26 protein-coding genes and 1 tRNA gene are annotated in these 25,508 nt (G+C 39.6%); 15 read left to right on the top strand and 12 right to left on the bottom strand.

Annotation, left to right across the window (positions count from 1 at the left end; translation table 11 throughout):
• Positions 1-15 precede the first annotated feature (15 nt).
• The 3 genes from mscK to mepA all read left to right on the top strand — a co-directional run bounded on the left by mscK (position 16) and on the right by mepA (position 5,363).
• The gene (mscK, locus tag EL121_RS10900; protein WP_039196705.1) at positions 16-3,321 is read left to right on the top strand and encodes a mechanosensitive channel MscK; all 3,306 of its coding nucleotides are present in this window, start codon (positions 16-18) and stop codon (positions 3,319-3,321) included.
• Between the two features lie 12 nt (positions 3,322-3,333).
• Positions 3,334-4,416: a chorismate synthase gene (gene aroC, locus EL121_RS10905; RefSeq protein WP_039196706.1), complete on the top strand. Its 1,083-nt coding sequence runs from the start codon at positions 3,334-3,336 to the stop codon at positions 4,414-4,416.
• A gap of 116 nt (positions 4,417-4,532) precedes the next feature.
• The gene (gene mepA, locus EL121_RS10910) at positions 4,533-5,363 is read left to right on the top strand and encodes a penicillin-insensitive murein endopeptidase (protein WP_039196707.1); all 831 of its coding nucleotides are present in this window, start codon (positions 4,533-4,535) and stop codon (positions 5,361-5,363) included.
• Between the two features lie 58 nt (positions 5,364-5,421).
• Here mepA and EL121_RS10915 read toward each other — a convergent pair whose 3' ends face one another.
• Positions 5,422-6,867 (bottom strand): alkaline phosphatase, encoded by a 1,446-nt coding sequence (locus EL121_RS10915; RefSeq protein WP_039196708.1) that lies wholly within the window; start codon positions 6,865-6,867, stop codon positions 5,422-5,424.
• Between the two features lie 179 nt (positions 6,868-7,046).
• Here EL121_RS10915 and EL121_RS10920 point away from each other — a divergent pair, with 179 nt between their 5' ends.
• The 3 genes from EL121_RS10920 (at position 7,047) to EL121_RS10930 (ending at position 9,527) form a co-directional block, all read left to right on the top strand.
• Positions 7,047-8,963, top strand: a complete 1,917-nt coding sequence (locus tag EL121_RS10920; RefSeq protein WP_039198970.1) for a DNA topoisomerase III — start codon at positions 7,047-7,049, stop codon at positions 8,961-8,963.
• Positions 8,964-9,092: 129 nt separating this feature from the next.
• The gene (gene secG / locus EL121_RS10925; protein ID WP_014991413.1) at positions 9,093-9,422 is read left to right on the top strand and encodes a preprotein translocase subunit SecG; all 330 of its coding nucleotides are present in this window, start codon (positions 9,093-9,095) and stop codon (positions 9,420-9,422) included.
• A 19-nt stretch (positions 9,423-9,441) separates the two neighbouring features.
• A tRNA-Leu gene (locus EL121_RS10930) sits at positions 9,442-9,527 on the top strand.
• Between the two features lie 100 nt (positions 9,528-9,627).
• Here the strand turns inward: EL121_RS10930 and EL121_RS10935 are convergent.
• Entirely contained in the window at positions 9,628-9,813 is a 186-nt protein-coding gene (locus tag EL121_RS10935) for a hypothetical protein (protein WP_039196709.1), read from the bottom strand.
• A 313-nt stretch (positions 9,814-10,126) separates the two neighbouring features.
• Between EL121_RS10935 and degS the strand changes: the two genes are divergently transcribed.
• From degS to yciH, 8 genes are all read left to right on the top strand, one after another.
• Positions 10,127-11,155 carry an outer membrane-stress sensor serine endopeptidase DegS gene (gene degS / locus EL121_RS10940; protein ID WP_039196711.1) on the top strand — a complete coding sequence of 343 codons (1,029 nt, stop codon included), beginning with the start codon at positions 10,127-10,129 and terminating at the stop codon, positions 11,153-11,155.
• 30 nt (positions 11,156-11,185) lie between these two features.
• Positions 11,186-11,860, top strand: a complete 675-nt coding sequence (gene cmk / locus EL121_RS10945; RefSeq protein WP_039196713.1) for a (d)CMP kinase — start codon at positions 11,186-11,188, stop codon at positions 11,858-11,860.
• A 98-nt stretch (positions 11,861-11,958) separates the two neighbouring features.
• Positions 11,959-13,626, top strand: coding sequence for a 30S ribosomal protein S1 (gene rpsA / locus EL121_RS10950; RefSeq protein ID WP_014991417.1), 1,668 nt, complete (start codon positions 11,959-11,961; stop codon positions 13,624-13,626).
• Between the two features lie 71 nt (positions 13,627-13,697).
• Positions 13,698-13,979 (top strand): integration host factor subunit beta, encoded by a 282-nt coding sequence (locus EL121_RS10955; RefSeq protein WP_005622991.1) that lies wholly within the window; start codon positions 13,698-13,700, stop codon positions 13,977-13,979.
• A gap of 52 nt (positions 13,980-14,031) precedes the next feature.
• Entirely contained in the window at positions 14,032-14,322 is a 291-nt protein-coding gene (locus EL121_RS10960) for a LapA family protein (RefSeq protein WP_014991418.1), read from the top strand.
• Positions 14,322-15,509, top strand: coding sequence for a lipopolysaccharide assembly protein LapB (gene lapB, locus EL121_RS10965; RefSeq protein WP_039196715.1), 1,188 nt, complete (start codon positions 14,322-14,324; stop codon positions 15,507-15,509). Before EL121_RS10960 ends, lapB begins: the two co-directional genes overlap by 1 nt.
• Positions 15,510-15,551: 42 nt before the next feature.
• A complete protein-coding gene (pyrF, locus tag EL121_RS10970) occupies positions 15,552-16,244 on the top strand; it encodes an orotidine-5'-phosphate decarboxylase (protein WP_039196717.1) in 693 nt (230 codons plus the stop codon).
• A gap of 79 nt (positions 16,245-16,323) precedes the next feature.
• Complete coding sequence (yciH, locus tag EL121_RS10975) at positions 16,324-16,635, top strand: stress response translation initiation inhibitor YciH (protein WP_014991421.1); 312 nt, start codon at positions 16,324-16,326, stop codon at positions 16,633-16,635.
• An 80-nt stretch (positions 16,636-16,715) separates the two neighbouring features.
• Here the strand turns inward: yciH and EL121_RS10980 are convergent, their stop codons facing one another.
• From EL121_RS10980 to yjgA, 5 genes are all read right to left on the bottom strand, one after another.
• Positions 16,716-17,156, bottom strand: a complete 441-nt coding sequence (locus tag EL121_RS10980; RefSeq protein WP_039196718.1) for a PNPOx family protein — start codon at positions 17,154-17,156, stop codon at positions 16,716-16,718.
• Between the two features lie 49 nt (positions 17,157-17,205).
• Positions 17,206-17,919 carry a DUF554 domain-containing protein gene (locus EL121_RS10985; protein ID WP_039196722.1) on the bottom strand — a complete coding sequence of 238 codons (714 nt, stop codon included), beginning with the start codon at positions 17,917-17,919 and terminating at the stop codon, positions 17,206-17,208.
• A 2-nt stretch (positions 17,920-17,921) separates the two neighbouring features.
• The gene (locus tag EL121_RS10990; protein WP_018651967.1) at positions 17,922-18,494 is read right to left on the bottom strand and encodes a UbiX family flavin prenyltransferase; all 573 of its coding nucleotides are present in this window, start codon (positions 18,492-18,494) and stop codon (positions 17,922-17,924) included.
• 61 nt (positions 18,495-18,555) lie between these two features.
• Positions 18,556-18,927 carry a SirB2 family protein gene (locus EL121_RS10995; RefSeq protein ID WP_039196726.1) on the bottom strand — a complete coding sequence of 124 codons (372 nt, stop codon included), beginning with the start codon at positions 18,925-18,927 and terminating at the stop codon, positions 18,556-18,558.
• A gap of 46 nt (positions 18,928-18,973) precedes the next feature.
• Positions 18,974-19,504, bottom strand: a complete 531-nt coding sequence (gene yjgA / locus EL121_RS11000) for a ribosome biogenesis factor YjgA (protein ID WP_039196729.1) — start codon at positions 19,502-19,504, stop codon at positions 18,974-18,976.
• A 107-nt stretch (positions 19,505-19,611) separates the two neighbouring features.
• Here yjgA and pmbA point away from each other — a divergent pair, with 107 nt between their 5' ends.
• On the top strand, positions 19,612-20,961 hold the full coding sequence (pmbA, locus tag EL121_RS11005; RefSeq protein WP_039196733.1) for a metalloprotease PmbA: 1,350 nt from the start codon (positions 19,612-19,614) through the stop codon (positions 20,959-20,961).
• 279 nt (positions 20,962-21,240) lie between these two features.
• Here pmbA and ilvN read toward each other — a convergent pair whose 3' ends face one another.
• The 5 genes from ilvN to EL121_RS11030 all read right to left on the bottom strand — a co-directional run bounded on the left by ilvN (position 21,241) and on the right by EL121_RS11030 (position 25,493).
• Positions 21,241-21,732 carry an acetolactate synthase small subunit gene (gene ilvN, locus EL121_RS11010; RefSeq protein WP_005622980.1) on the bottom strand — a complete coding sequence of 164 codons (492 nt, stop codon included), beginning with the start codon at positions 21,730-21,732 and terminating at the stop codon, positions 21,241-21,243.
• Entirely contained in the window at positions 21,725-23,449 is a 1,725-nt protein-coding gene (locus EL121_RS11015) for an acetolactate synthase 3 large subunit (protein WP_039196736.1), read from the bottom strand. Before EL121_RS11015 ends, ilvN begins: the two co-directional genes overlap by 8 nt.
• A 312-nt stretch (positions 23,450-23,761) precedes the next feature.
• The gene (gene can / locus EL121_RS11020; RefSeq protein ID WP_039196737.1) at positions 23,762-24,478 is read right to left on the bottom strand and encodes a carbonate dehydratase; all 717 of its coding nucleotides are present in this window, start codon (positions 24,476-24,478) and stop codon (positions 23,762-23,764) included.
• Between the two features lie 122 nt (positions 24,479-24,600).
• Positions 24,601-24,807, bottom strand: a complete 207-nt coding sequence (gene cspD, locus EL121_RS11025; protein ID WP_039196739.1) for a cold shock domain-containing protein CspD — start codon at positions 24,805-24,807, stop codon at positions 24,601-24,603.
• Between the two features lie 113 nt (positions 24,808-24,920).
• The gene (locus EL121_RS11030) at positions 24,921-25,493 is read right to left on the bottom strand and encodes a DUF1439 domain-containing protein (RefSeq protein ID WP_039196740.1); all 573 of its coding nucleotides are present in this window, start codon (positions 25,491-25,493) and stop codon (positions 24,921-24,923) included.
• Between the last annotated feature and the right edge of the window lie 15 nt (positions 25,494-25,508).

Raw genomic sequence — 25,508 nt, forward strand, 5'->3', positions numbered from 1 at the left:
GTATAAAGCTTACTTATGATATCTAAGAAAGCATGGCAGTTGATATTACTTGGGACTCTGTTTTCGCCTTTACTTTGGGCGGAAACGCAGCAACAGGCGGTTGAAGCGAGCGTACGTAATCAAATTAGTGCGTTGCAAACCGGTACGATTGATTCGAATGTGAGTTCGGTAGATTCGCAAACGCTAAGTGCGACATTACAGTTTATTGAGCAGACTAAAAAGCAAAAAAATGATTTGGCTGCTTTAGAAAAACAAATCCAAAAACTTCCCCAGGAATTGTTGGAAATTGAAACTCGCATTAAGGATTATAAAGATGCTGTGGACTCATTAAAAAATAGTGAGTTCAGCGGTTTATCTTTAGATAAATTAAGCCAAAAACAGGCGGAAATTCAAGCACAACTACAAGCGGTTCAGGTCACTTTGAGTGATTTGGATAGTCGTATATCCAATGGGCGTAATCTTTTGCTGAATAATCAAAAGGCCACCGAAGAAAATGTAGTGAGAGTGCAGGAAATCACGCGTTTAAAAAATACTCATCAAGCAAATAAGTCCATGATGGACAGATGGAATGCCGAACTTGATTATATTGATGCAAATAATAAATTTAATGCGTTACTCACGACTAATGCAGAAAAACTAATTGAATTAGACGAAGAAAAAAGAAGTGAGGCTACAGCACAGCAGCAGCTTTTACAGAAGCAATTGGCTGTTTTGCAAGATGTGCTAAATGCTAAACGTTTAAAAGAGTCAGAACAAAAAGCGTTACAAGTTGAAAGTCAGCAGGTGACGAGTGGTATTCAAAATTTCTTAATTCAAGACGAATTAGAGCATAACCGAGAATTAAGCCAATTCTGGGTTAGACAGACACAAGCGTTAAATGCATTATCGCAAGATGATTTGCGCACAAAAAATGTGTTGGAAGGGTTGGCACAAGCGCAACGTAATATTGAAGAGCAGATTAGTGCATTACAAGGTACGTTAGTGCTTTCTAAGGTGATTAATCAGCAAATGCAAGCATTGCCGACTGCGAAATTGAATAATGACTTAGCTACCTCAATTGCGAACGTGCGCGTGCATATTTTTGAATATTCGCAGCAGCGAGATCAACTATATAATCTTGATGAGTATGTACGAAATATTACGTTAGCGCTTGAAGAACCGCTGACTTATGAAGAAAACTTGGCGTTGACTAAACTACTGAAAGAACGCCAAAAATTGCTTGATGATATTATTAAATCGTTAAATAGCCAGCTAAATGTTTCCATCAATATTGAAAATAACCAAAAACAAATTGATGCGATTAGCAGTACGCTGCAACGTAAATTGCAACAACAAAGTTTCTGGGTAAACAGTAATAATCCGATGGGACTGGATTGGATTAAGGCTTTTCCGAAATTGGCATTTTCTGAAATAGCGGAATTAACGAAGTACATGAGCTTCAGTAACGTCAGTAAGAATCTGTTACCTACGGCATTATTTACCGGTTTCTTTTTATTGATTTCACTTTTGCTGAATTGGAAAAAGAAAGCGATAAAAGACCGCTTGTCTAAGATTGCGAGCCAAGTTAATACATTAAAAAATGATAGTCATTGGTACACACCGGAAGCAATGTTTTGGACATTGTTGCTTGCGCTACCAAGTACCTTAATGTTTTTTACTGCTTATAACCTTATCGCCTTTTTATTCTTTGATGATCCGATTTCCGCATGGCGTTGGGGCGTGCGTTTAACTTTATATTGGTGGTTCTTTGCAACGGCTTTATCGCTATTACGCCCGAATGGACTGGCTTATCGCCATTTCGGTATGCCGCAAGAAAGTAATCGTATTTTCCAACGCATCATCAAACAGTCTATTTGGATTATCGGCTTATTATTGATCTCTTCGATTCCGTCTCAAATTGAGATGATCGGCTATCCAAACGATGTGATTGGGCAGGTAATGTCTATTGTTGCTCTTGCACTATGTCTGTTTGTCGTGCGTCCATTATTGGATAGAGGGATTACCGAATACCAGAATGCAAAAACCGAAGACGGTACAATTCGCAATGTGAGCTTATTTAAGCTATTGCGCTTGGTATTGATTGTTGTACCGATCTCATTAATTGTGTTGATTGTATTCGGTTATTACTATACGGCGATTTATCTGATTACGCATTTACTGAATAGCTACTTTGTGATTCTGATTTGGGTATTCGGGCGTTATTTTGCTTATCGTGCGGTAACTATTTCGGCACGTCGCTTGGCTTATCGTCGTTTGCAGGAAAAACGTCAAAAGATCCGAGAACAAGCGGCGGAACCGTCGAATAAGGATGAAATAAAAGAAGAAGAGTCGATAAAACTTTCGGTGGTTAACCAACAAATTTTCCGTATTACCGATCTCATTGGTTGGGTAGTGCTATTTGGTTTACTTTATGTGGTTTGGTCGGACTTAATCAGTATTGCTTATTATTTAGACGGTGTGATCTTATTTGAAAGTAATGACGGAGATAAAGTTGAGGCGATCACTTTATTAAACCTCATGCGTGCTTTCTTGTATGTTGTAGTGACTTATGCGTTGGTTAAAAATATTGCCGGTATTTTAGAGGTGATTCTATTCTCACGGATCAAATTATCTAAAGGTACACCACAAACAATTACTACCGTCTTTATCTATACGATTGTGGTCATCGGTGGGGTATCGGCATTCTCAGCGTTAGGTATTTCTTGGACGAAAATTCAATGGATTTTCACAGCGTTATCCGTGGGGCTTGGTTTCGGGGTACGAGAAATTTTCGGTAGTGTGGTATCGGGTTCGATTTTATTATTTGAACGTCCGATTCGTGTCGGTGATAAAGTGACTGTGGGGCAGCATACGGGATTTATTACCAAGATCCGACTTCGTTCAACCACATTGCTGAATTCGGATAATATGGAAGTAGTATTGCCGAATCAGGCATTTGTGACCGATCGTTTTATTAACTGGACATTAAATAATACGATTACCCGTTTACAATTCTTTTTGAATGTACACTTAGACGACAATCTGCAAAAAGCAAGGGAATTAATCTTGCAAGCAATTGCGGAAGCCCCTAAAGTAGTGGCTGAACCCAAACCGGCAATCAATATTCTACGTTTTCACGATAATGCGTTAGAGCATGAAATCGAAGTGTTTGTCGGAGAATTAGGTGACCGCTCGGAAACCTTAACTTTCTTACATTATCGGATTACCGAATTATTAAAACAACATCACATGCGATTCGCTTTCAAACAGTTGGATGTCAATATGCATACGGCAATAGAAGAACAACAAGCGGTCAAATTTAGTGAAAATTTAGCAAAATAAGAAGGAAGCATTATGGCAGGCAACAGCATTGGACAATTATTTAAAGTAACCACATTCGGCGAATCACACGGTATTGCATTAGGTTGTATCGTGGATGGCGTTCCGCCCAATATGGAACTGTCGGAGGCAGATATTCAGCCTGATTTAGATCGTCGTAAACCGGGTACGTCACGCTATACCACACCTCGCAGAGAAGATGATGAAGTACAAATTCTATCCGGCGTATTTGAAGGCAAGACAACAGGCACCAGTATCGGTTTAATCATTAAAAATGGTGATCAACGCTCGAAAGATTACGGTGATATTGCGGATAAATTCCGTCCAGGTCATGCGGATTATACCTATCAGCAAAAATACGGCATTCGTGATTATCGTGGCGGTGGACGTTCTTCAGCGCGTGAAACGGCAATGCGTGTTGCAGCCGGTGCGATTGCAAAAAAATATTTACGAGAGCAATTCGGCATTGAAGTGCGAGGTTATTTATCACAAATCGGTAACGTGAAAATCAATCCTGAAGCAGTGGCGGATGTCAGTAAAATCGACTGGCAACAAGTGGCAAGTAATCCGTTTTTCTGTCCGGATCCGGTTGCCGTGGAAGGCTTTGACGAGTTGATTCGTGAATTGAAAAAAGACGGCGATTCTATCGGTGCAAAATTGACTGTGGTTGCTGAGAATGTACCGGTCGGATTGGGTGAACCGGTATTTGACCGCTTAGATGCGGATCTGGCTCACGCACTCATGTCAATTAATGCAGTAAAAGCGGTTGAAATTGGTGACGGTTTTGCAGTTGTTGAGCAACGCGGTAGCGAGCATCGAGATGAAATGACACCGCAAGGTTTTGTCTCAAATCATGCCGGCGGCATTTTAGGCGGGATCAGCTCCGGTCAACCGATTATTGCTCATATTGCATTAAAACCGACTTCCAGCATTATGGTGCCGGGACGTTCAGTGAATTTAAATAATGAACAAGTCGAACTGGTTACCAAAGGACGCCATGATCCTTGCGTTGGTATTCGTGCAGTGCCGATTGCCGAGGCGATGACAGCGATTATTTTATTGGATCATTTACTTAGATTTAAGGCACAATGCCGTTAAGTCGGTTATAATTAAAACAAGCGGTCTGATTTGCAAGATTTTTTGCAAAAATGACCGCTTGTACTTTATTTGTTAAAAGACAATTTTTAGAAAAATACTCTTTGTAGAAAGCATTTATGAAAAAATTTAAAACTGTTTTGTTATCGGGGCTCCTTAGTTTAGCTGCCTCAACTCAGGCGACTCTTTGGGAGCAAATTCGTACACCGGTTGCCGGACAGCCTCAAGCGATTGGTGGTTATAGCAATGGGTGTATTATCGGTGCGCAGCCGTTAGCATTAAAAGGCGAAGGCTATCAAGTCATTCGCTCGGCACGTAACCGTTTTTACGGACATCCTGACCTACTATCATTTTTACAACGTTTAGCTAAAAATACGAAGAACGCAGGTTTACCTCCGATCTTAATCGGCGATATGGGAATGCCAGCGGGCGGACGTTTTTCTTCCGGTCATGCAAGTCATCAAACCGGCTTAGATGCGGATATTTGGTTTAGATTCGGTCCAATGGATGCAGAAACAGCGAAGAATCCGGCAGGTTTAGCGACATTAATGGTAAATCGTGATGCGCAAGTAGTTGATGAAAGAGTATGGACATCACAGCATGCAACGATGGTGAAATTAGCGGCGCAAGATATTCGTGTGGATAGAATCTTTGTTAACCCGGCGATTAAAGTGAAATTATGTAATACCGCCGGTTCAGATAGAAGCTGGTTACGTAAAGTGCGTCCTTGGTACGGCCACGATTCGCATATGCACGTGCGGTTAAGTTGTCCGCAAAATGCGCCGAATTGTGAAAACCAAGCCCCGATTCTGGCAGGCGATGGTTGTGGCGCGGAGCTTTATTCATGGTTTGAACCTGCACCGACAGATACGGCCGCATCCAAATCGAAAGTGTTACCGACACCTCCGGTTCAATGTCAGATGATTCTTTCATCGCAAGGACTTAATTAATAAAAAAACGCACCTTAAAATGCTAAGGTGCGTTTTTTCTAGCTATCGCTTTTAACGATTATTCCGCTTTAATCGCAAATGCTTTGAGCATGGTACGGAAAATATCGGTGTTATCAACAAAGTATTGGCTTTCCGGCGCAGCTTTATAGTAAGTACCTAAACCGGCTTCCGGTTTTGCAATGTCAAGGAAGTGTTTTGCACCAAACCCTTTAGCGAATACCGGTACCAATTCTCTCGTGTGATTATCTGAATACCAACGTACGAGCGGTAGTGCACCAGCACCTTGGTTAATGATTTCAGAATAGAATTTATCATTTGAATCAGGACCTTGTAAGAATCCGTTACCATGGTCGGTGGTGACTATCAGTAATGTTTCGTCCCAAGAACTATTTTTTTCAACCCAATTTACCGCAGCTTCAACAGCAAAGTTAAAACTGATTTGTTCTTCGACTAAGCGAGGCAGATTATTAGCGTGTGCCGCCCAATCCACTGCACCACCTTCAACCATTAAGAAGAAGCCTTTATCATTTTTACTCACGACATTTAATGCACCAAGAGTCATCGTGGCTAAGTCCGGCTGATTTTCAAGTAAATTCCCCGCTGTTACCCCGTCTCGATTAAATTGTAATGTGGCATTATTCGGTGCGGTACCGAGAATTTTTTGTTTGCCGTTAAAATCTAATTTACCTTCAGCAAGTGCAGCAAAATCGGCTTTACTGTCAATTAATTTGTAATCAGTTTTGCCTGCTACTAAATTTTCCCAAGTCTCCTTACCGCCGACAAAACGGAAGTCTTTTTCAGATTTAGGTTGAATAGCTTTACCATTTTGGTCGAAATAAGGATGACCAGCTCCCATAATGACGGATGCTCGTCCAGATTTAACCGCTTCTTGAGCGATCTCAGCGTAATTATTGCGGTTTACATTATGCGATAAGAATCCTGCCGGCGTCGCGTGACTCCATTGTACCGAGCTGATTACCCCGAGAGAACGACCAGATTCCACTACGTATTCACCAATATTTTTGATACGCGTATCGTTATTCGACCAGTTAATCGCATTGTTATAGGTTTTTTGTCCGCTTGCGAGCGCAGTAGCTGCCGCAGCACTGTCGGTAAAATCGGTTTGAGCATATTCATATCCACTGAAATAGCTGGTGTAGTTAGTGAGATTGCCTTTGTGCTGATAAGCGGATTTATCTTTTTTCCAAAGACTTTTCGGATCGAATTTAACTGAGTTTTTAAGTGAATGGGTTGGTTTGGTGGAGGTGTTTAGCGGGTAAGTTGAAGCAAATAATTTCACATCAAATTTATCATAAACTTCTTTACCTAATGCACCGTGGCGGAAATAGCTTGCTGCTTTCCAAGTATTAATTCCGGCACCGTCACTGATCAATAAAATCACATTCTTTGCAGACTTAGGTGATACTTGTTCTGCCTGTGCAATAGCACTTTGATGAAAAGTACTTGCTGCAATAAAGACAAAAGCGATTTTTGATAGCTTCATAAAAACTCCTTAAGGTTGCTATATAATTCGGCACGAAGTTTACTGGGGAAATATGACAGTTTGATGACAATTTAAGAGATGGGAAGTAAATACGGATCTTGTCCAACCTATTGCTTTTTAAAAAGAAAAATCAGACAATTTTGCCTAATAAAAGCAGAATGATGTTAGAGAAAAGAACTTTGAGAGTATTTTTAGCGGAAAAACCAAGTTTAGCAAGGGCAATCGCAGACGTCTTGCCTAAGCCGCATACCCGTGGAGACGGTTATATTCAATGTGGTGAACATGATGTGGTGACTTGGTGTATCGGCCATTTATTAGAACAGGCTGAGCCGGATGCTTACGATGAGCGTTTTAAAATGTGGCGTATGGAACATTTGCCGATTATTCCGCAACAATGGAAATTAGTGCCGAAAAAAGAAACATTGAAGCAGCTACAAGCGGTCGAAAAATTGGTAAAAAAAGCAGATGTATTGGTAAACGCCGGCGACCCGGATAGAGAAGGGCAGCTGCTCGTTGATGAAGTGTTTAGCTACTTGAATGTTGCGCCAGAAAAACGTAATCAGATTCAACGTTGCTTGGTTAGCGATCTCAATCCGAGTGCGGTAAAAAAAGCGATTGATAAATTGCAAAATAATCGTGATTTTATACCGCTTGCAACCTCAGCCTTGGCACGAGCAAGGGCTGATTGGTTATATGGCATTAATATGACGCGTGCTTATACCTTACAAGGACGTTGGGCGGGGTATCAAGGTGTATTGTCGGTTGGGCGTGTTCAAACCCCGGTGTTAGGTTTAATTGTGCGCCGAGATCTTGAAATAGAAAACTTTGTGCCGAAAGATTATTTTGAAGTATTAGCACATATTGTGGTACCGGAAACTCAAGAACGCTTTACCGCACAATGGCAACCGAGTAAAGCGTGCGAAGATTATCAAGATGAAGACGGTCGAGTGCTATCCAGAAGTTTGGCGGAAAACGTAGTTAAACGCATTACTAACCAAGCTGCATTAGTAACGGACTATCAAGATAAAATTGAAACGGAAACCGCACCGCTACCTTATTCATTATCGGTGTTACAAATTGATGCGGCACGTCGTTACGGTTTATCGGCTCAGGCAGTGTTGGATATTTGTCAGAAGCTATACGAAACGCATAAGTTAATTACTTATCCCCGTTCGGATAACCGTTATTTACCGAATGAGCATTATGCTGATCGTTTTAAAGTGATGGCGGCAATCGCTCATCACCTAGATGAATATAAAGAAAAGCCTGAGGTGGTTAATCCGGAAATTCGTAATCGCTGTTGGAATGATAAAAAGGTGGAAGCGCACCATGCAATTATTCCAACTGCTCGCCAAGGCTCGGTACAACTAACTGAAAACGAAAAGCGTATTTATCAACTGATTGCTCGCCAATACTTAATGCAATTTTGTCCGGATGCGGAATATCGCAAAGGTAAAATCGTATTAGATATCGCCGGTGGCGTTTTTAATGCGCAAGCTCGAAACTTGATTGTTGCCGGTTGGAAAGCATTATTAGGCAAAGAAGATAGTGATGAAGTGTTAGAACCATTGTTACCGGTTGTGAAAAAAGGGCAGCAATTACACTGTGAAAAAGGTGAAATTGTCAGTAAGAAAACCCAGCCTCCTCGTCATTTTACAGATGCAAGTTTATTATCCGCAATGACCGGTATCGCGCGTTTTGTACAAGATAAACAGCTTAAAAAGGTATTGCGTGAAACGGACGGTTTAGGGACAGAAGCAACTCGTGCCGGTATTATAGAATTGCTATTCAAACGAGGATTTTTAGTTAAAAAAGGACGTAATATCCATAGCACGGAAGCCGGGCGAATTTTAATTAGTGCATTGCCGGATGAAGCGACTCAGCCGGATATGACTGCACATTGGGAAATGCAATTGACCGATATCAGTAAAAAGCAAGCGAGTTATCAGCAATTTATGACTGCGTTAACAAGCAAACTACCGGAATTGCTGCGAACGGAAAGACAGAAATTGCAAAATTTAAGTCGAATTCAACCGCCTTCTTCTTATCGCAAGCGGTCAAATTTTAAGAAAAATTCACAAGCTGCTGAAAAATAAGGCAAATGTATAATAGAAATAAAAAAATCGCTTGCAAGAGACCAGCTAAATCTATATTATGCACGCCATCGCAAGTTGATTTTAATTTTAAAATCTGAAATTTATCGCGGAAAAAAATAGAGAGTTTAAATGTTAAACGTACTAACAATTATTTATCTCGTTGTTGCAATTGCATTAATTGGATTTATTTTAATGCAGCAAGGTAAAGGTGCTGATGCCGGTGCTTCTTTTGGAGCGGGCGCTGCCGGAACTGTTTTCGGTTCAGCAGGTTCAGCAAATTTCTTATCAAGAACAACAGCGATTTTAGCAGTTATCTTTTTTGGCATTAGCTTACTTATTGGTAATTTAAATTCACACCAAGTAGCGCCAAAAAGTCAATTCGAAGATTTAAGCGGTGTTCAACAAAAAGTAGAGCAGCCTGCAAAAGTAGAAACCCAAAATAACGATATTCCTCAATAGTTTTGGGAACAGAATTAAAGCTCTGGTGGTGGAATTGGTAGACACGCTATCTTGAGGGGGTAGTGTCCATAGGATGTGCGAGTTCGAGTCTCGCCCAGAGCACCAAATATAAGAACCTAATCGAAAGATTAGGTTTTTTTTATGTCTTAAAAAAAATAGCCTGCTTATTACAGGCTATTTTTGTATATAGGTATATCGCAATTTTCTAAATCGGTTGATTATCTTCCACTTCCTCAACTAATTTCTCACCTTTGCGAGTAAGCGCAAATAAAATGCTCAATAAACCTAAAGTAAATGCAGCCCAGCCGAAAATAATGGAATTCCATCCTTCTGCCACATAGCTAATTGCCGCACAGCCAATCGTTAATAATGTTATTATAAATGTTCGCATTACAGCTCCGATACATTTGTTATTTTTATATTATTGTTAAGTAAGACCTAGGAATGTTTTTGTATTCCCAAAAAAGATCAGCATTAAATTATTACGGTTTCATAACTGATCAGACCCCTTGGAAGGGCGCGCCATTATAACGATTTTTTAGGAATACACAATTAAAAGTACACAAAACTAGCAAATAATAAGTAGGTTTACTCTGTACAATAGAAAGATTATGCCTGATAAAGGTAAGGAATGACCTGTTCTAAAGAAGAAAATTCTTATATAATACTAAATTCATTATGTTAGGAAAATTAAAGGACTGTGAATGAAGAAAAAAGCAATGCAGGCAGTGGGTTTCGGACTTTTTTGTGCGTTTTTAATTCTTTATATTGCTCCTTTAGTCAATAATAAGATTAATCCGGTAGGACAATCGAATATTGCTATTGCCAGTTATCATGATGCGGTAAAATTAGCTTCTCCGGCCGTTGTAAATGTGTATAATCGCTCGCCAAGCCAAAACGGTGAAACTTTTGAAGTGAAAAATTTAGGCTCGGGTGTAATTATGACCGCTGATGGCTATATTTTAACGAATAAGCATGTTATTCAAAATGCGGCACAGATTATTGTTGCGTTACAAACAGGTAAAATTTCAGATGCAACCTTGGTTGGCGATGATACGCTTACCGATTTGGCAGTATTGAAAATTAAAGCGGAAAATTTGCCGACTATTCCCCAGAATGATGAGCGTCCAATTCGTATTGGTGATGTCGTATTTGCGATAGGTAACCCATTTAATTTAGGACAGAGTATTACACAAGGTATTATCAGTGCTACAGGGCGTAATGCTTTAACAGATGGCGGTCGCCAGAATTTTATCCAAACGGATGCTTCGATTAATCGAGGTAATTCTGGAGGCGCATTAATCAATTCGGCTGGAGAGCTAGTAGGAATTAATACGTTAAGTCTTGGAAAAACCAGTGATGAATTAGCGGAAGGTTTGAATTTTGCTATTCCAATCAATTTGGCTAAGCAAATTATGAGCAAAATTATCAAAGATGGTCGGGTTATTCGTGGTTATTTTGGTGTAAATAGTTCATTATATTCAACGGCGAGTCAGGAAAAAACTAAAGGCGTGTTAATTACAGGAGTTGCGGAGAACGGTCCTGCTGCACAGGCTGGAATTAAAGATAAAGATCGTATCTTGAAAGTGGGCGATGTGGATGCGGAATCACCAACGCAAATGATGGATTTACTTGCTAATATGAAACCAGGAACGCAAGTAAAGGTACAGATCTTACGTAACGGTCAAGTTATGGAAGTTAATGTTATTATTGGTGAATTTCCAGAATTATAATGCTTTTCTCACTTTATTTAGGAACAATACATGAGCAATTTTATTATTACTGTTGATGGCCCTAGTGGTGCTGGCAAAGGTACATTATGCCATGCATTAGCTGAAAAATTAGGGTTCGATTTCTTAGATTCGGGTGCTATTTATCGCATTACTGCATTAGCGGCATTAAAAGCAGGTGTTGCATTAGATGATGAAGAACGTGTTGCTGAAGTCGGTCGTCACCTCAATGTAAAATTTACTCCTAAAAATGGCGAGATCAAAGTTATATTAGACGGTGAGAATGTCGGTGACCAAATTCGTACTGCTGAAGCTGGACAAAATGCCTCGAAAGTTGCTGTATTCCCAAAAGTACGAGATGCGTTATTGCAACGTCAGCGTGACTTCAGTTCTCCGAACGGTTTGATTGCGGATGGGCGAGATATGGGAACAGTCGTATTTCCAGAAGCTCAAGTGAAATTATTTCTTGATGCAAGCGCTGAAGAACGCACAAAAAGACGTGTAAAACAGTTGCAAGAAAAGGGATTTAATGCTAACTTTGACGAGATTTTAGCCGAGATTAAAGAGCGTGACTTCCGTGATAGAAATCGCCCTGTTGCGCCGTTGGTTCCAGCTAAAGATGCGTTATTGTTAGATTCGACAAATCTGTCGATTGAAGAAGTAATTGCTCAAGCATTAGAGCATATTGCGAAATTCAGAACAATTTAATGTTTATTTTGCTGAGCATAGGATGTGTTTGGTGATTATTACTAACCCCGTTTAACAGGATGTTGGATGGATGTTCATTTTTATTTAAGAAGAAAATTATGTCAGAAAATTTTGCTCAACTACTTGAAGAATTCCTAGCAACAGAAGCTCGTTTAGGTTCTGTAGTTAAAGGTACTGTAGTAGCTATCCAAAAAGGCTATGTAATCGTTGATACAGGTTTTAAATCTGAATCATCAATCCCAGCTGAAGAATTCACAAATGCTCAAGGCGAACTTGAAGTTCAAGTTGGCGACCAAGTAGACGTGGTTCTTAAAGCAGTTGAAGATGGCTTCGGTGAAACAGTAGTTTCTCGTGGTGATGCAAAACGTAACGAAGCTTGGATTGCTTTAGAGAAAGCATTCGAAGAACAAGCTACTGTTATCGGTTTTGTTAACGGTAAAGTAAAAGGTGGTTTCACTGTTGAATTAAACGGTGTTCGTGCATTCTTACCAGGTTCATTAGTTGATACTCGTCCAGTTCGCGATTCTTTAAACTTAGAAGGTAAAGAGTTAGAATTCAAAGTAATCAAACTTGACCAAAAACGTAACAACGTAGTTGTTTCTCGTCGTGCTGTAATCGAATCAGAAAGCAACCAAGATCGTGATGAAGTATTAGCGAACTTAGTTGAAGGTTCTGTAGTTAAAGGTACAGTTAAAAACTTAACTGACTACGGTGCATTCGTTGATTTAGGTGGCGTTGACGGTTTATTACACATCACTGATATGGCTTGGAAACGTGTTAAACACCCAAGCGAAGTTGTTAACGTAGGTGATGAAGTAACTGTTAAAGTATTAAAATTTGACAAAGACCGTACTCGTGTATCATTAGGCTTAAAACAATTAGGTCAAGATCCATGGGCTGCAATCGCTCAAAACCACCCAGTAAACAGCAAATTAACTGGTAAAGTAACTAACTTAACAGACTACGGCTGTTTCGTTGAAATTTTAGACGGTGTTGAAGGTTTAGTTCACGTTTCAGAAATGGATTGGACAAACAAAAACATCCACCCATCTAAAGTTGTTAGCGTAGGTGATGTAGTTGAAGTAATGGTACTTGAAGTTGATGAAGAACGTCGTCGTATCTCATTAGGTTTAAAACAATGTAAAGCAAACCCTTGGGAACACTTCGCAGCAACTCACAACAAAAACGATAAAGTGACAGGTAAAATCAAATCTATCACTGATTTCGGTATCTTCATTGGTCTTGAAGGTGGTATCGACGGTTTAGTTCACTTATCTGACATTTCTTGGAATGTTTCAGGTGAAGAAGCTGTTCGTAACTACAAAAAAGGTGACGAAGTAGAAGCTGTTGTATTACAAGTTGATGCAGTGAAAGAGCGTATTTCTTTAGGTATCAAACAATTAGAATCAGATCCGTTCACAAACTTCGTAGACAGCACTAAAAAAGGTGCTATCGTGACTGGTAAAGTTGTAGAAGTTGATGCTAAAGGTGTTAAAGTTGAGTTAGAAGGTGGCGTGGAAGCGTTCATCCGTGCTAACGAAGCAACTCGTGATCGCGTTGAAGATATCACTACAGTAATTTCTGCTGGTGATTCAATCGAAGCGAAATACACAGGCGTTGATCGTAAATCTCGCGTTGTTAACTTATCTGTTCGTGCGAAAGATGAAGCTGAAGAATCAGCAGCAATCGCTCAAGTGAACAAACAACAAGAAGTTGAGATGCCAAACGCAATGGCAGCAGCTTTCCAAGCAGCTAAAGGCGAATAATTAGCGTCTTTCTAATTGAAAGCGGGTATGTGAAAGCATATCCGCTTTAATTTAAATAATCAGGAGAAACTATGACTAAATCAGAACTTATTGACAATTTAGTATCACTTAATCCGACATTGCAAGTAAAATCTGTGGAAGATGGCGTAAAAGAGCTTTTAGAGCAAATTATGCTGTCTTTAGAACAGGGTGAACGAGTTGAGGTAAGAGGATTTGGTAGTTTTTCTTTACATTATCGCCAGCCTCGTCTAGGTCGTAATCCTAAAACAGGTGAAAGTGTTAAATTAGATGCGAAATACGTCCCTCATTTTAAAGCGGGAAAAGATTTAAAAGAACGTGTTGATTTAGCATAAATAGTTGTATCATAACTATTTGTTTTACCTATCTAAATAGAGGAAAGAGACGATGAAATATATTTTAGGTATTTTAATTACCTTAGCGGTAATTATGGTTGCGGTAACCATTGGTGCAAATAACGATCAATTAATTACTTTTAATTATGTACTTGCACAAAGTGAACTACGTTTATCTAGCCTCGTTGCGATTTTATTTGGTTTCGGCTTAATTTTAGGTTGGTTAATTACGGGTGTATTCTATTTGCGTCTTAAATTACAAAATATTGCACTCAATCGCCGAGTGAAAAGACAGGCGCAGCAAATTACAGAATTAACGACCACTACGCCAAAGGCTGAGTAATGCTTGAACTACTGTTCCTTTTATTGCCAATTGCCGCTCTTTACGGGTGGTATATGGGACAACGCAGTGCAAAAAAGGATCAAGAATCTGTCAATAACAAATTTTCCCGTGATTATGTTACGGGTTTGAATTTTCTTTTATCTAATCAGCAGGAAAAGGCAGTTGATCTTTTTCTGTCGATGCTCCAAAAACAAGAATCTGAAAATCAGATTACTACCGAATCTCAATTTGAAGCCGAGCTTACACTAGGAAATTTATTTCGTTCCCGTGGTGAAGTTGATCGTGCCTTACGTATTCATCAAGCACTTGATGCAAGTCCTCATTATTCTATAGAACAAAAATTACTTGCTAAGCAGCAGCTGGCCAAAGACTTTATGGCTGCCGGTTTTTATGACCGTGCCGAAAATTACTATATCTTATTACTTGATGAGCCTGAATTTGCGGTTAATTCGTTAACGCAATTAATGGCGATTTATCAAAAAACTAAAGAGTGGAAGAAAGCGATAAATGTCTCAGAAAAACTCTTAAAAATTGAACCGGATACAGATAAAGTACCATTAGCACATTATTATTGTGAATATGCACAAACAATAAAAGCGGAAAACGTTGAAGAGCATTTAAGTGCTTTAAAGAAAGCATTGGAATATTATCCGCTTTGTGCGAGAGCCTCTATTTTGTTAGGTGATTATTATTTAGAGCAGTACCAGTTTAAACATGCTTTAGTGAATTTTGAACATATTCTCTTGCAAGATCCAAACTATATCAGCGAAGTTTTACAGAAAATTAAGGCTTGCTACATTGCACTTAACGATTTAGTTAATTATGAGTTATTTCTTATTCGTGCGAATCAAATAAAACACAATAGCAGTGTAGATATCGCATTAACTGAGTTTATTGAGCAAAAAGATGGGGTCATTGCAGCACATTCAAAGCTTTATCAGCAATTGAGTCAGTATCCTAATATGCTAACCTTTCATCGATTTATTCATTATCAAATCAATGAAGCGGAAGAAGGAAGCGCAAAGGAGAGTTTAGTGCTTTTACATAATATGGTAGGCGAGCGTATTAAAAAAGGTTTCCAATATCGCTGCTTGAATTGCGGTTACCAAAGTTATCGCCTTAGTTGGTATTGTCCTTCTTGTCGTCAATGGGAACAGATCAAACCGATTCATAGTATTGATACATAAACACGTAAATATATTTATAAACTGAAAATTGAGGAGCCCTATATGGATAATAAAATTATTGTTGCCTTAGATTATGAAACGGAACATGAAGCCTTAAGCTTTGTGGATCAAGTCGATCCTTCTCTTTGCCGTTTAAAAGTTGGCAAAGAAATGTTTACCACCTTAGGAACAAATTTTGTTAAACAATTACATGAACGTAAATTTGATGTCTTCCTCGATTTAAAATATCATGACATTCCGAATACTGTTGCTCGTGCGGTACGTTCTGCTGCTGATTTAGGTGTTTGGATGGTCGATTTACACGCTTCAGGTGGTTTAACCATGATGGAAGAAGCGAAAAAAATTCTTGAGCCGTATGGCAAAGATGCACCGTTATTAATTGCCGTAACAGTATTAACCAGTATGGAAGATTTAGACTTGTTACAAATTGGGATTAACGCTTCACCGATGGAACAAGTTATTCGTTTAGCGCACTTGGCGCAACGTGCCGGTTTAGACGGCGTGGTTTGTTCTCCACAAGAAGTGGAAGTGCTTCGTACGCATTGTGGTAAAGACTTTAAATTAGTCACACCGGGTATTCGTCCGGAAGGTTCGGATTTTGGTGATCAGCGCCGTGTAATGACACCAAAACAAGCAATTGATACTGGTTCAGACTATTTAGTGATTGGTCGACCGATTACCCAAGCTCAAGAGCCATTAGCGGTATTAAAATCAATTAATGCTTCTATTCGTTAATTGATGATTGATTGTTTAAGGTGGGCTGTGTGTCCACCTTTTTCATTTTAAGCGGTCAAATTTTTAGGATTTTTTACTGATGACATTAGTATATTCAACAGAGAGTGGGCGTATTGTGCCTGAGAAAGTAAAAGCGGAGCGTCCCAAAGGTGATGGAATTGTTCGTATTCAGCGTCAAACCAGCGGCAGAAAAGGTAAGGGAGTGTGTGTAATCAGCGGATTGGATTTGGATGATGTTGAACTCAAATTATTAGCAGCAGAACTGAAAAAACGTAGTGGTGTTGGCGGTTCAGTAAAAGATGGATTGATTGAGATTCAAGGCGATAATCGAGATTTACTGAAACAAATTTTGGAACAAAAAGGCTTTAAAGTAAAACTTGCCGGTGGTTAATCATCGTTATACAAGCGGTTAAATTTCACTAATTTTTTGCAAAATTTTAGCCAAATTTAACCGCTTGTTTTCTTAGAAAACTAGACTTCTTCTCTTTCCCAAATGGTTTTCTTTGCGAAAACCAATTTATTCCCAGTATGTTTAATCATATCAAAGCGAATTTCCCATACATCACTCGGTTTTAAGCGGGCGATTGGATGGCGAGTATAATAGCAATCTAAAGCCTCTTGGCGAGCTGTTGAATCAATCAAACAGGTGCAATGCGCTGAGAATTGAACACCTTCAATGTCGGTAAGCGTTTCAACTTGAGCGGCAATTGTGCCTACAATATGTGAGTTTTCTTGCATCAACAGACCGTGGCGAGTGTTTTTATCGGTAAGAATGATTAAGCGAACTTGTTCGCTATCGAAAGCATAAAAACAGTTTGCCGCCCAAAAGTCATTTTTGCCATAGACAGCAAAACTCACGACATGATTTTGGTGGATAAAGCGGCTGATATGGGAGGGAAGTTTCTGCATCATATATTCTTTTAGAATATCCCGACAGAATAGTGGGATATTGCGTCTATTATTAAGCTACAAACATTTGCCAAAAATAAGAGAAAGGCATCACTAAAATCAGTGCCGGCAGCATATTGGCAACGGCAAAATGTTTGATACCGCAGATACGTAAGCCGGTTGCGAGCATAATAAAGCCGCCGGCAGTTGAGAAGTCGGCGAGCATATTTGGTGTAGTGAGCGGCATAATCAAGCTGGCTAATAATGCTAAGCTGACTTGCACGAGAATCAATGGCACGGCAATGCTTGAAACCGCATAGCCCAGAGTAGCGGCAAAAATGCCGGCAGTGAAGAAATCTAAGATCGCTTTAATAAACAATACGGATGGGTCGCCGGTCATGCCTTCTTTCATTGAGCCGAATACGCCCATACCGCTGGCACAGAACAAAATTAAAATCGCCACAAATTGATTTAAGAATTCTTGGTGTGAAACACCGGATGGTGGGAAAATTTTATCCACCGTACCTCGCATTTTACCGGCTAAGCTACCGATACCTTTTTCTAAACAAATTAACTCACCGATAATTGTTCCAACAATTAATGCCAATACCACGGCAGACATATTTTTTGCGCCGATAATCAACATAATGCCCAAGCCCATTGAGCAAAGCCCAAATAGCGGAGGTAAGTTACTTTTCACTCGCTCGGGTAATTTTGCACCTAAAAATGCACCGATAAGTCCGCCGATTAATACGGCGGCACCATTGACATAAGGGCCTACGAGCATTCTTACTCCTTATTGTTAGTTTCGCCCCAGCGAGGCATTGGTAAATTGAAATCAAATAGATCTAATGCTTTAGAAACACTGTGTGTTACCAGCTCATCTATTGTAGTTGGGTTTTGATAGAAAGCGGGTACCGGCGGGAAAATGATGCCGCCCATTTCTGTGACTCGGCGCATATTATCAATATGGGCTAAGTTAAATGGGGTTTCTCGTACCATTAGTACCAATTTACGACGTTCTTTTAATACGACATCTGCCGCTCGAGTTAAAAGATTATCGCTAAAACCAAGCGCAATTGCTGAAAGCGTGCGAATTGAGCAGGGGGCGACCAACATACCGAGGGTTTTAAAAGAACCGCTGGCAATACTTGCGCCGACATTGTGAATAGAGTGTACTTGTGAAGCTAAATCTAGCAGCTGTTCCCGCTCAATATTCGTTTCTAATGAACGAGTCATTTCTGCCCCTTTAGTGAGTACTAAATGGGTTTCCACATCAAGCGATTTAAGTAATTCAAGTGCTTTATAGCCGTATTGAAAGCCACTTGCACCACTAATACCAATAATAATTCGTTGTTTCATAAGTAACTAAAAAAGCGGTCGAATTTTGCAAAAAAATTGCAAATTTTGACCGCTTATAAGATTAGCGCAAGGTCGCTACCAGCATGGTTAACATAAAACTTATCACGGCTAAGATAAAGTTCTTAAGCGAGAACGGTTGGGATTTTTTAAATGCTTTCGCACTGAATACGATATAAAGCACTAAAAACGCAATCTTAGGGATAAGCCACTGCATTTCATTTAGGGCATAGATACCGTTTGAAAGCAAAATCACGAGTAGAATGATGCCTGAAACAAGTAATAGCGTATCAATGAGGTGCGGAGCAATACGTAAAATTTTATATTGACGCCAGTCCACCATTTTTGACGCGAGTACGCCACGTGTCAGTAACAAGATCAAGCTGATATAGGCAAAGCCTACATGGGCTAACACTAATTGAGGAAAAAATTCCATAATCACTCCCAGATTAAATAAAAAAATAAGCGGTCAAAATTGCAAATTATTCTGCAATTTCAGTTTTTAAATATTGGAAAATCTCACGATAGTTTTTAGCCGGTTTATTCGCCTCACGTTCTTTTTGCGCACCACGAATCAAGTTGCGTAAATGCTGGCGATCTAATTGCGGATACTCGTTCAGTAAATGATTTAAAGACGCATCGCCCATATTGACCAGCTGATCACGCACTAATTCTAATTTATGCAATAATGCTTGCTGTTGGTTATGACGATTTTTCACTTTATCCAACGCTTCTTGAATCGGCTCCGGATCACGATTACGCAATAATTTACCGATAAACTGGATTTGGCGGCGACGAGCTTCAAGTTTAAAACCTTGTGCTTGACGAATGGCATCTTTTAAATCTTCGTCAAGTGGGATCTTTTCGAGGTTTTGCGGGGTTAATTCAATTAATTCAGCTCCGAGTTTTTTTAGATGTTCTGAATCTCGTTTAATTTCGCTTTTACTCACCCAGATGATTTCTTCTTCCTCATCCGTCCAATCAATTTCATTTTTGCTACGTTTTTTAGCCATTGTTATTCCTTCAATCGTAAAAAATACCGTATTCTAACAGAAATTTAAGGTAGAATATACGCATCGTCCTTAGCCATTTTTAATTATCAATTTTAAGTTAACAAATCATGTCATTAACAACAAAACAAGATCTCCAAAAACAAGAGCAGGAACTTCGTCAAGCGGTTGAATTTGCCCTTAATTTTGCAAAAAAATCAGGGGCAGAAGCGGAAGTCGGGGTAACAAAAGTTGCCGGGCTTTCGGTTTCAACCCGTTTAGAACAAACGGAAAATATCGAATTTAATAATGACGGTTCTCTCGGCATTTCGGTATATGTCGGAAAGCGTAAGGGCAATGCCTCAACCTCGGATTTACAACCACAATCTATTCAACGCGCGGTCGAATCAGCATTAGCGATTGCTAAATATACCTCGGAAGATGAATGTGCCGGTTTAGCTGATAAAGAGGTGATGGCATTTGATGCGCCGGATTTAGAACTTTATCACCAAGCGGATATTTCAGTTGAACAGGCGGTCGAACTAGCTTTGGAAGCGGAACATCATGCACTAAATGCAGATGAGAAAATTGTAAATAGCGAAGGAGCAACCTTTAATTCGCATAGTGGTGTACGCGTGTATGGTAACACGCACGGTATGTTGCAAAGCTATCTTTCAAGTCGCTATTCGCTTTCTTGTAGTGTGATTTCTGCCTATGAAGATCAATTGGAACGTGATTATGAATACACGATTTCACGCGAATTTGACAAATTGCAATCACCGGAATGGGTCGGTCGTCAGGCGGCGTTTAAAGCGGTTGATCGTTTGAATCCGCAAAAGATCAAAACTTGTGAAGTACCCGTGATTTTCTACAATGATGTGGCAACCGGTTTAATCGGACACTTAGCCGGTGCAATTAGTGGCGGTGCCTTATATCGTAAATCAAGTTTCTTATTAGATAAGTTAGGTACACAAATTTTACCGAGTTGGTTTGCAATTTCTGAACGCCCACATTTATTACGTCAATTAGCTTCATCCGCTTTCGACAGTGAAGGGGTTATTACCCAAGACAGAGAAATTATTACTGACGGTGTATTGCAAACTTATCTGATGACCAGCTATTCGGCGCGTAAGATGGGCTTAAAAACGACCGGACACGCAGGCGGTATTCATAACTGGTTAGTCAAACCAAACCGAATAGGTGGTTTAGACACGCTTCTAAAAGAGATGGGAACCGGTTTATTAGTGACTGAATTTTTAGGATCAGCGATTAATGCGGTAACCGGCGAGTATTCACGCGGAGCGGCAGGTTTTTGGGTGGAAAACGGTGAGATTCAGTATCCAGTGGCGGAAATTACCATTGCCGGTCAGTTACAAGAAATGTATAAAAATTTAGTTGCAGTTGCTGATGATATTGAGCATCGCTCTAATATTCAAACAGGTTCGATTTTATTAGACAAAATGAAAATTTCCGGTGAATAAAAAATTTTGCCATTTGAGAATAATTCTTATTGACATTAATTTAATGATTATTTAAAATAGTCCCCGTTACATTGTAGGGTAATGTAACACTGCTAAATAACTTTATCGTCATCTAAAGTTATAAAGCAATTAGGGTAAAAGTAAATTCGTTAGGTCAAAATAGCTAGTCCGTAAGGGCTAGCTATTTTTTTATGTTAAATTTTGCAAAAATTTTGACAAATTTGACCGCTTGTATTGTAAGTAAAAGAAAAGGCGAACTTTTGTTCGCCCTATAAAAAATTATAAACAGTTCTTATCACCACGAGAAAGACTAATAACGCCTGAGCGTACTATCTCAACCACCGTCGTTTCTTGTTTTACCGCTTCAATAAATGCGTTCAGTTTTTCACTCGTACCGGATAACTGAATGGTGTAGAGCTTCGGCGTAATATCTACGATTTGCCCTCGGAAAATATCTGCCATACGTTTTAATTCATCACGAGCCGAGCCTGTCGCTCGTACTTTTAACAGTAGTACTTCACGCTCAATATGTTCGGTAGGACTTAAATTTGATACCTTGAACACATCAATCAGTTTATGTAATTGTTTTTCGATTTGCTCAAGCACGTTTTCATCTCCTTGAGCAACGATCGTCATACGAGAAAGTGTTTCATCGTCAGTCGGCGCAACGGTTAAACTTTCGATATTAAACCCACGTTGAGAAAAAAGACCTACCACACGGGATAATGCACCCGATTCGTTTTCGAGTAATACTGATAATGTTCTACGCATCTGTTCTCTCCGTTTTGCTTAAAATCATCTCATTCATTGCACCGCCACGAATTTGCATTGGGTAAACGTGTTCGGTTTCATCTACTTTTACATCGACAAACACTAATTTGTCTTTGATGGCAAAGGCTTGGGTGAGTTTTTCTTCCAATTCGCTCGGGTGATCAATCGTAATACCGACATGGCCGTAAGCTTCAGCTAATTTTGCGAAATCAGGTAATGAATTCATATAAACTTGTGAATGTCTACCTGAATAAATCAAGTCTTGCCACTGTTTTACCATACCTAAGAAGCGGTTATTTAAACTCACAATCACAACCGGTGTGCCATATTGTTTTGCGGTTGAAAGTTCTTGGATATTCATCTGAATTGAGCCGTCACCGGTGACACATACCACGGTGGCTTCCGGATGGGCAAATTTTACACCGATTGCAGCCGGTAAACCGAAGCCCATTGTGCCAGCACCACCTGAATTGATCCAACGGCGAGGTTGCTCAAACGGATAGTGAAGAGCTGCGAACATTTGGTGTTGACCGACATCCGAAGCAACATAGGCATCACCTTTGGTGATTTGATGAATTAATCGGATCACTTGCTGCGGCTTGATCACATCATTGCTTTCTTCAAAGCTTAAACATTGGCGTGCTTTCCATTCATTGATTTGTTGCCACCAAGCGGTCAAATCCGCTTGATTTTTTGCAAGATTTTCTTCTTCCAACAAGCTGAGGAATTCTTCTAATACATTTTTCGCACTACCTACGATCGGAATATAAGCCGGTACGGTTTTTGAAATAGAAGCCGGATCGATATCAACGTGAATGACTTTTGCATTCGGACAATATTTCGCCAGATTATTCGTGGTACGGTCATCAAAACGTACACCAATACCGAGAATCAAATCACTTTCGTGCATTGCATTATTCGCTTCGTAAGTGCCGTGCATACCGAGCATACCTAAGAATTGTTTGTTTGATGCAGGGAAAGCACCTAAGCCCATTAATGAACTGGTTACCGGCAAGTTTAATTTGGTTGCAAAATCAGTCAGTTGCGTTGCACATTCTGCAGAAATAACCCCACCACCGATATATAACACCGGTTTTTTCGCCACTAATAAAGCTTTTAATGCTTTTTTAATCTGACCTTTATGACCTTGTACTGTCGGGTTATATGAGCGTAATGAAACCTCTTTCGGATATTCATAGGTAAATTTATTCGCAGGATTTACCATATCTTTTGGAATATCAATTAATACTGGGCCGGGACGACCGGTTGATGCAATATAAAAGGCTTTTTTGATCGTTGAGGGAATGTCTTCCGGATTTTTGATCATGAAGCTGTGCTTAACAACCGGGCGAGAAATACCCAGCATATCGCATTCTTGGAAAGCATCCGTACCGATTAAAGCGGAAGGTACCTGACCGGTTAAGATAACAAGTGGAACAGAGTCTGCGTAAGCGGTAGCAATACCGGTAATTGCATTGGTTGCTCCGGGGCCGGAAGTGACTAACACACAACCGACTTTACCGGTTGAGCGAGCGTAACCATCTGCCATATGTACCGCAGCTTGCTCATGGCGTACAAGCACGTGATTGATATTATCAAGCGTATGAATTGCATCATAAATATCTAATACCGAGCCACCCGGATAGCCGAAAACGTATTCTACGCCTTCGTCTTTCAAGGACTGAACAACCATTTCTGCACCAGAAAGTTTTTTCATTGAATCCTCCAACGATTTTTTTAAGTAAAATATTGTGTTTGCTTTATATGTGAAATCGATTTTGCTAAAAAATAAAATATTTGTCTAGGGGGCATAAAAGGTTGTGAGTGGTGATTGACCAGTTTAATATATCGTTTATTTTAAATATTTGGGTTTTTATAAAATGGATTGGCATTTTTTTCAGTAAAAAGATATTTTTAACCAAATTTTATAAAATGAGAAGAATTAAATCTTTTTTGTGAAGAAAGGTAAAAATATTCGGAATAGGTAGGAAAGAAAATAGTGTGAATATGTCACACTATTTCAAAAGTCTTAATCAAAGTAAGCATTTTCAAGAGGATCAGCTGGTTCAGGTTGCTTATTGGCAATCATTTCTTCAACTTCGGTGGTGAGTTTTGCAATCGCATTGCGGTAGGTGATTTCAAGCGTTTCTGTACTCGTTGCCATCACGCCTTGATCATTTAAGAAGCCATCATTAACATCATATACCCAGCCGTGAATTGACAGTTTCTTACCTCGACTCCAAGCTGCCGTCACAATCGAGCTGCGACCTAAGTTGTATACTTGCTCGGCAACATTTAAACGGGTCAGCATATTGGCGCGTTGTTCAGAAGGGAGATTACCGAGCAAATAGCTGTGTTTGAACCAGAGATCACGAATGTGCAAGAGCCAGTTGCTAATTAAACCATAATCTTCAACCGTTCCCATTGCCGCTTTAATACCGCCGCAATTGGTATGACCGCAAATGATGATATGCTCGATATCTAATACATCGACCGCATACTGTACGACAGAAAGGCAATTTAGATCAGTATGAATAACTAAGTTTGCTACATTACGGTGAACGAAGAGTTCCCCTGGACCTAAGCCGGTTAATTTTTCTGCGGGAACACGGCTGTCTGAACATCCAATCCAAAGATAAGTCGGTTTTTGGTGTTCGGCAAGTTGTTTAAAGTAATCTGATTGCTCATCTTTCATCCGAGTTGCCCAAGCATGATTGTTGGCAAACAGTTGTTCAATTTGTTTCATCATGTTCCTTAATATTGTTATCAAATTGTTAGATATTCTAGCATAAAGCCATTCAAAATAAAAAAGCGGTTGAATTTACAAGATTTTTTGCAAATTCAACCGCTTTTTTATCGATTCTAGAGCTATTCTACTAGCGTGATTTTGGACGCCGATGCACCACGTTCACCGTTAATGAGTTCAAACTGTACTTTTTGTCCGACTTTGAGTGAACGATAGCCTTCACTCTGAATTTCTGAAAAATGGGCAAAAATATCACCTTCAAAAGATTCACAAGTAATAAAACCAAAACCTTTTGTATTGTTGAACCATTTCACGATGCCAATTTCCATAATAATAATCTCCTGTCCTATGGCGTTTTTGATCATACACCGTAAATTTTAGTCAAAAATGTAATTGGAGCAACGAGCAATATTCAAAAATTAGCGCTAGATCACAAAATTTCTTAAAAGACGGAAGTTTCCAGCTTTAATACGCCTTTTTCTACGATGATCGCTTTACCGAATTTTTTCACTAACGCTTCTTTGGCCTTGCTTTCATCTAAGGTATAAACTGGTGTGTTATTCAGAATATTTGCCAGACCGTCCATTAGCATTGGGAGGAAAATTTGCAAGTCATCTTGATACTTTTCAGGTGTTGCGGAATAGTTTAGTAAACGGATATCTTTTAAATATAATGCGCCTTTTTCGGGATCGTAGAAAGGGGTAGTATCCATATTCAGATAAATCTTGGCATCATACTTTTTACTTTTGGCTTGTAATATACCATCAATGATACCTGAAACAGCAACCTTCTTCTCATCAGTTTGCCCGATTTCGGTGGCAAGATTGTAGAGGTGGTAATCCAGCTGAAATAAGCCCAGAATTCCGACTTTATCTTTTAGCGGAATTTTTTCGGCTAAACGTGTTTCGAGATATTGGTTAATTTCTTGTTGGCTGATACTGAATGCTTGTACGTTACTGATAAACGATAGCAACAATAATGTACCGGAGAGTAAAAGTTTAAACGCTTTTTTCATCATATTTCCTTCTGT

This window comes from Actinobacillus equuli, from assembly GCF_900636745.1.
Classification (GTDB): domain Bacteria; phylum Pseudomonadota; class Gammaproteobacteria; order Enterobacterales; family Pasteurellaceae; genus Actinobacillus; species Actinobacillus equuli.

What these genes read in the sequence shown, in the direction of transcription:
- mscK (WP_039196705.1), top strand. Translation starts at nt 16, where the DNA reads ATGATATCTAAGAAAGCATGGCAGTTGATATTACTTGGGACTCTGTTT.
- aroC (WP_039196706.1), top strand. Translation starts at nt 3,334, where the DNA reads ATGGCAGGCAACAGCATTGGACAATTATTTAAAGTAACCACATTCGGC.
- mepA (WP_039196707.1), top strand. Translation starts at nt 4,533, where the DNA reads ATGAAAAAATTTAAAACTGTTTTGTTATCGGGGCTCCTTAGTTTAGCT.
- EL121_RS10915 (WP_039196708.1), bottom strand. Translation starts at nt 6,867, where the DNA reads ATGAAGCTATCAAAAATCGCTTTTGTCTTTATTGCAGCAAGTACTTTT.
- secG (WP_014991413.1), top strand. Translation starts at nt 9,093, where the DNA reads ATGTTAAACGTACTAACAATTATTTATCTCGTTGTTGCAATTGCATTA.
- EL121_RS10935 (WP_039196709.1), bottom strand. Translation starts at nt 9,813, where the DNA reads ATGCGAACATTTATAATAACATTATTAACGATTGGCTGTGCGGCAATT.
- degS (WP_039196711.1), top strand. Translation starts at nt 10,127, where the DNA reads ATGAAGAAAAAAGCAATGCAGGCAGTGGGTTTCGGACTTTTTTGTGCG.
- cmk (WP_039196713.1), top strand. Translation starts at nt 11,186, where the DNA reads ATGAGCAATTTTATTATTACTGTTGATGGCCCTAGTGGTGCTGGCAAA.
- rpsA (WP_014991417.1), top strand. Translation starts at nt 11,959, where the DNA reads ATGTCAGAAAATTTTGCTCAACTACTTGAAGAATTCCTAGCAACAGAA.
- EL121_RS10955 (WP_005622991.1), top strand. Translation starts at nt 13,698, where the DNA reads ATGACTAAATCAGAACTTATTGACAATTTAGTATCACTTAATCCGACA.
- EL121_RS10960 (WP_014991418.1), top strand. Translation starts at nt 14,032, where the DNA reads ATGAAATATATTTTAGGTATTTTAATTACCTTAGCGGTAATTATGGTT.
- lapB (WP_039196715.1), top strand. Translation starts at nt 14,322, where the DNA reads ATGCTTGAACTACTGTTCCTTTTATTGCCAATTGCCGCTCTTTACGGG.
- pyrF (WP_039196717.1), top strand. Translation starts at nt 15,552, where the DNA reads ATGGATAATAAAATTATTGTTGCCTTAGATTATGAAACGGAACATGAA.
- yciH (WP_014991421.1), top strand. Translation starts at nt 16,324, where the DNA reads ATGACATTAGTATATTCAACAGAGAGTGGGCGTATTGTGCCTGAGAAA.
- EL121_RS10980 (WP_039196718.1), bottom strand. Translation starts at nt 17,156, where the DNA reads ATGATGCAGAAACTTCCCTCCCATATCAGCCGCTTTATCCACCAAAAT.
- EL121_RS10985 (WP_039196722.1), bottom strand. Translation starts at nt 17,919, where the DNA reads ATGCTCGTAGGCCCTTATGTCAATGGTGCCGCCGTATTAATCGGCGGA.
- EL121_RS10990 (WP_018651967.1), bottom strand. Translation starts at nt 18,494, where the DNA reads ATGAAACAACGAATTATTATTGGTATTAGTGGTGCAAGTGGCTTTCAA.
- EL121_RS10995 (WP_039196726.1), bottom strand. Translation starts at nt 18,927, where the DNA reads ATGGAATTTTTTCCTCAATTAGTGTTAGCCCATGTAGGCTTTGCCTAT.
- yjgA (WP_039196729.1), bottom strand. Translation starts at nt 19,504, where the DNA reads ATGGCTAAAAAACGTAGCAAAAATGAAATTGATTGGACGGATGAGGAA.
- pmbA (WP_039196733.1), top strand. Translation starts at nt 19,612, where the DNA reads ATGTCATTAACAACAAAACAAGATCTCCAAAAACAAGAGCAGGAACTT.
- ilvN (WP_005622980.1), bottom strand. Translation starts at nt 21,732, where the DNA reads ATGCGTAGAACATTATCAGTATTACTCGAAAACGAATCGGGTGCATTA.
- EL121_RS11015 (WP_039196736.1), bottom strand. Translation starts at nt 23,449, where the DNA reads ATGAAAAAACTTTCTGGTGCAGAAATGGTTGTTCAGTCCTTGAAAGAC.
- can (WP_039196737.1), bottom strand. Translation starts at nt 24,478, where the DNA reads ATGAAACAAATTGAACAACTGTTTGCCAACAATCATGCTTGGGCAACT.
- cspD (WP_039196739.1), bottom strand. Translation starts at nt 24,807, where the DNA reads ATGGAAATTGGCATCGTGAAATGGTTCAACAATACAAAAGGTTTTGGT.
- EL121_RS11030 (WP_039196740.1), bottom strand. Translation starts at nt 25,493, where the DNA reads ATGAAAAAAGCGTTTAAACTTTTACTCTCCGGTACATTATTGTTGCTA.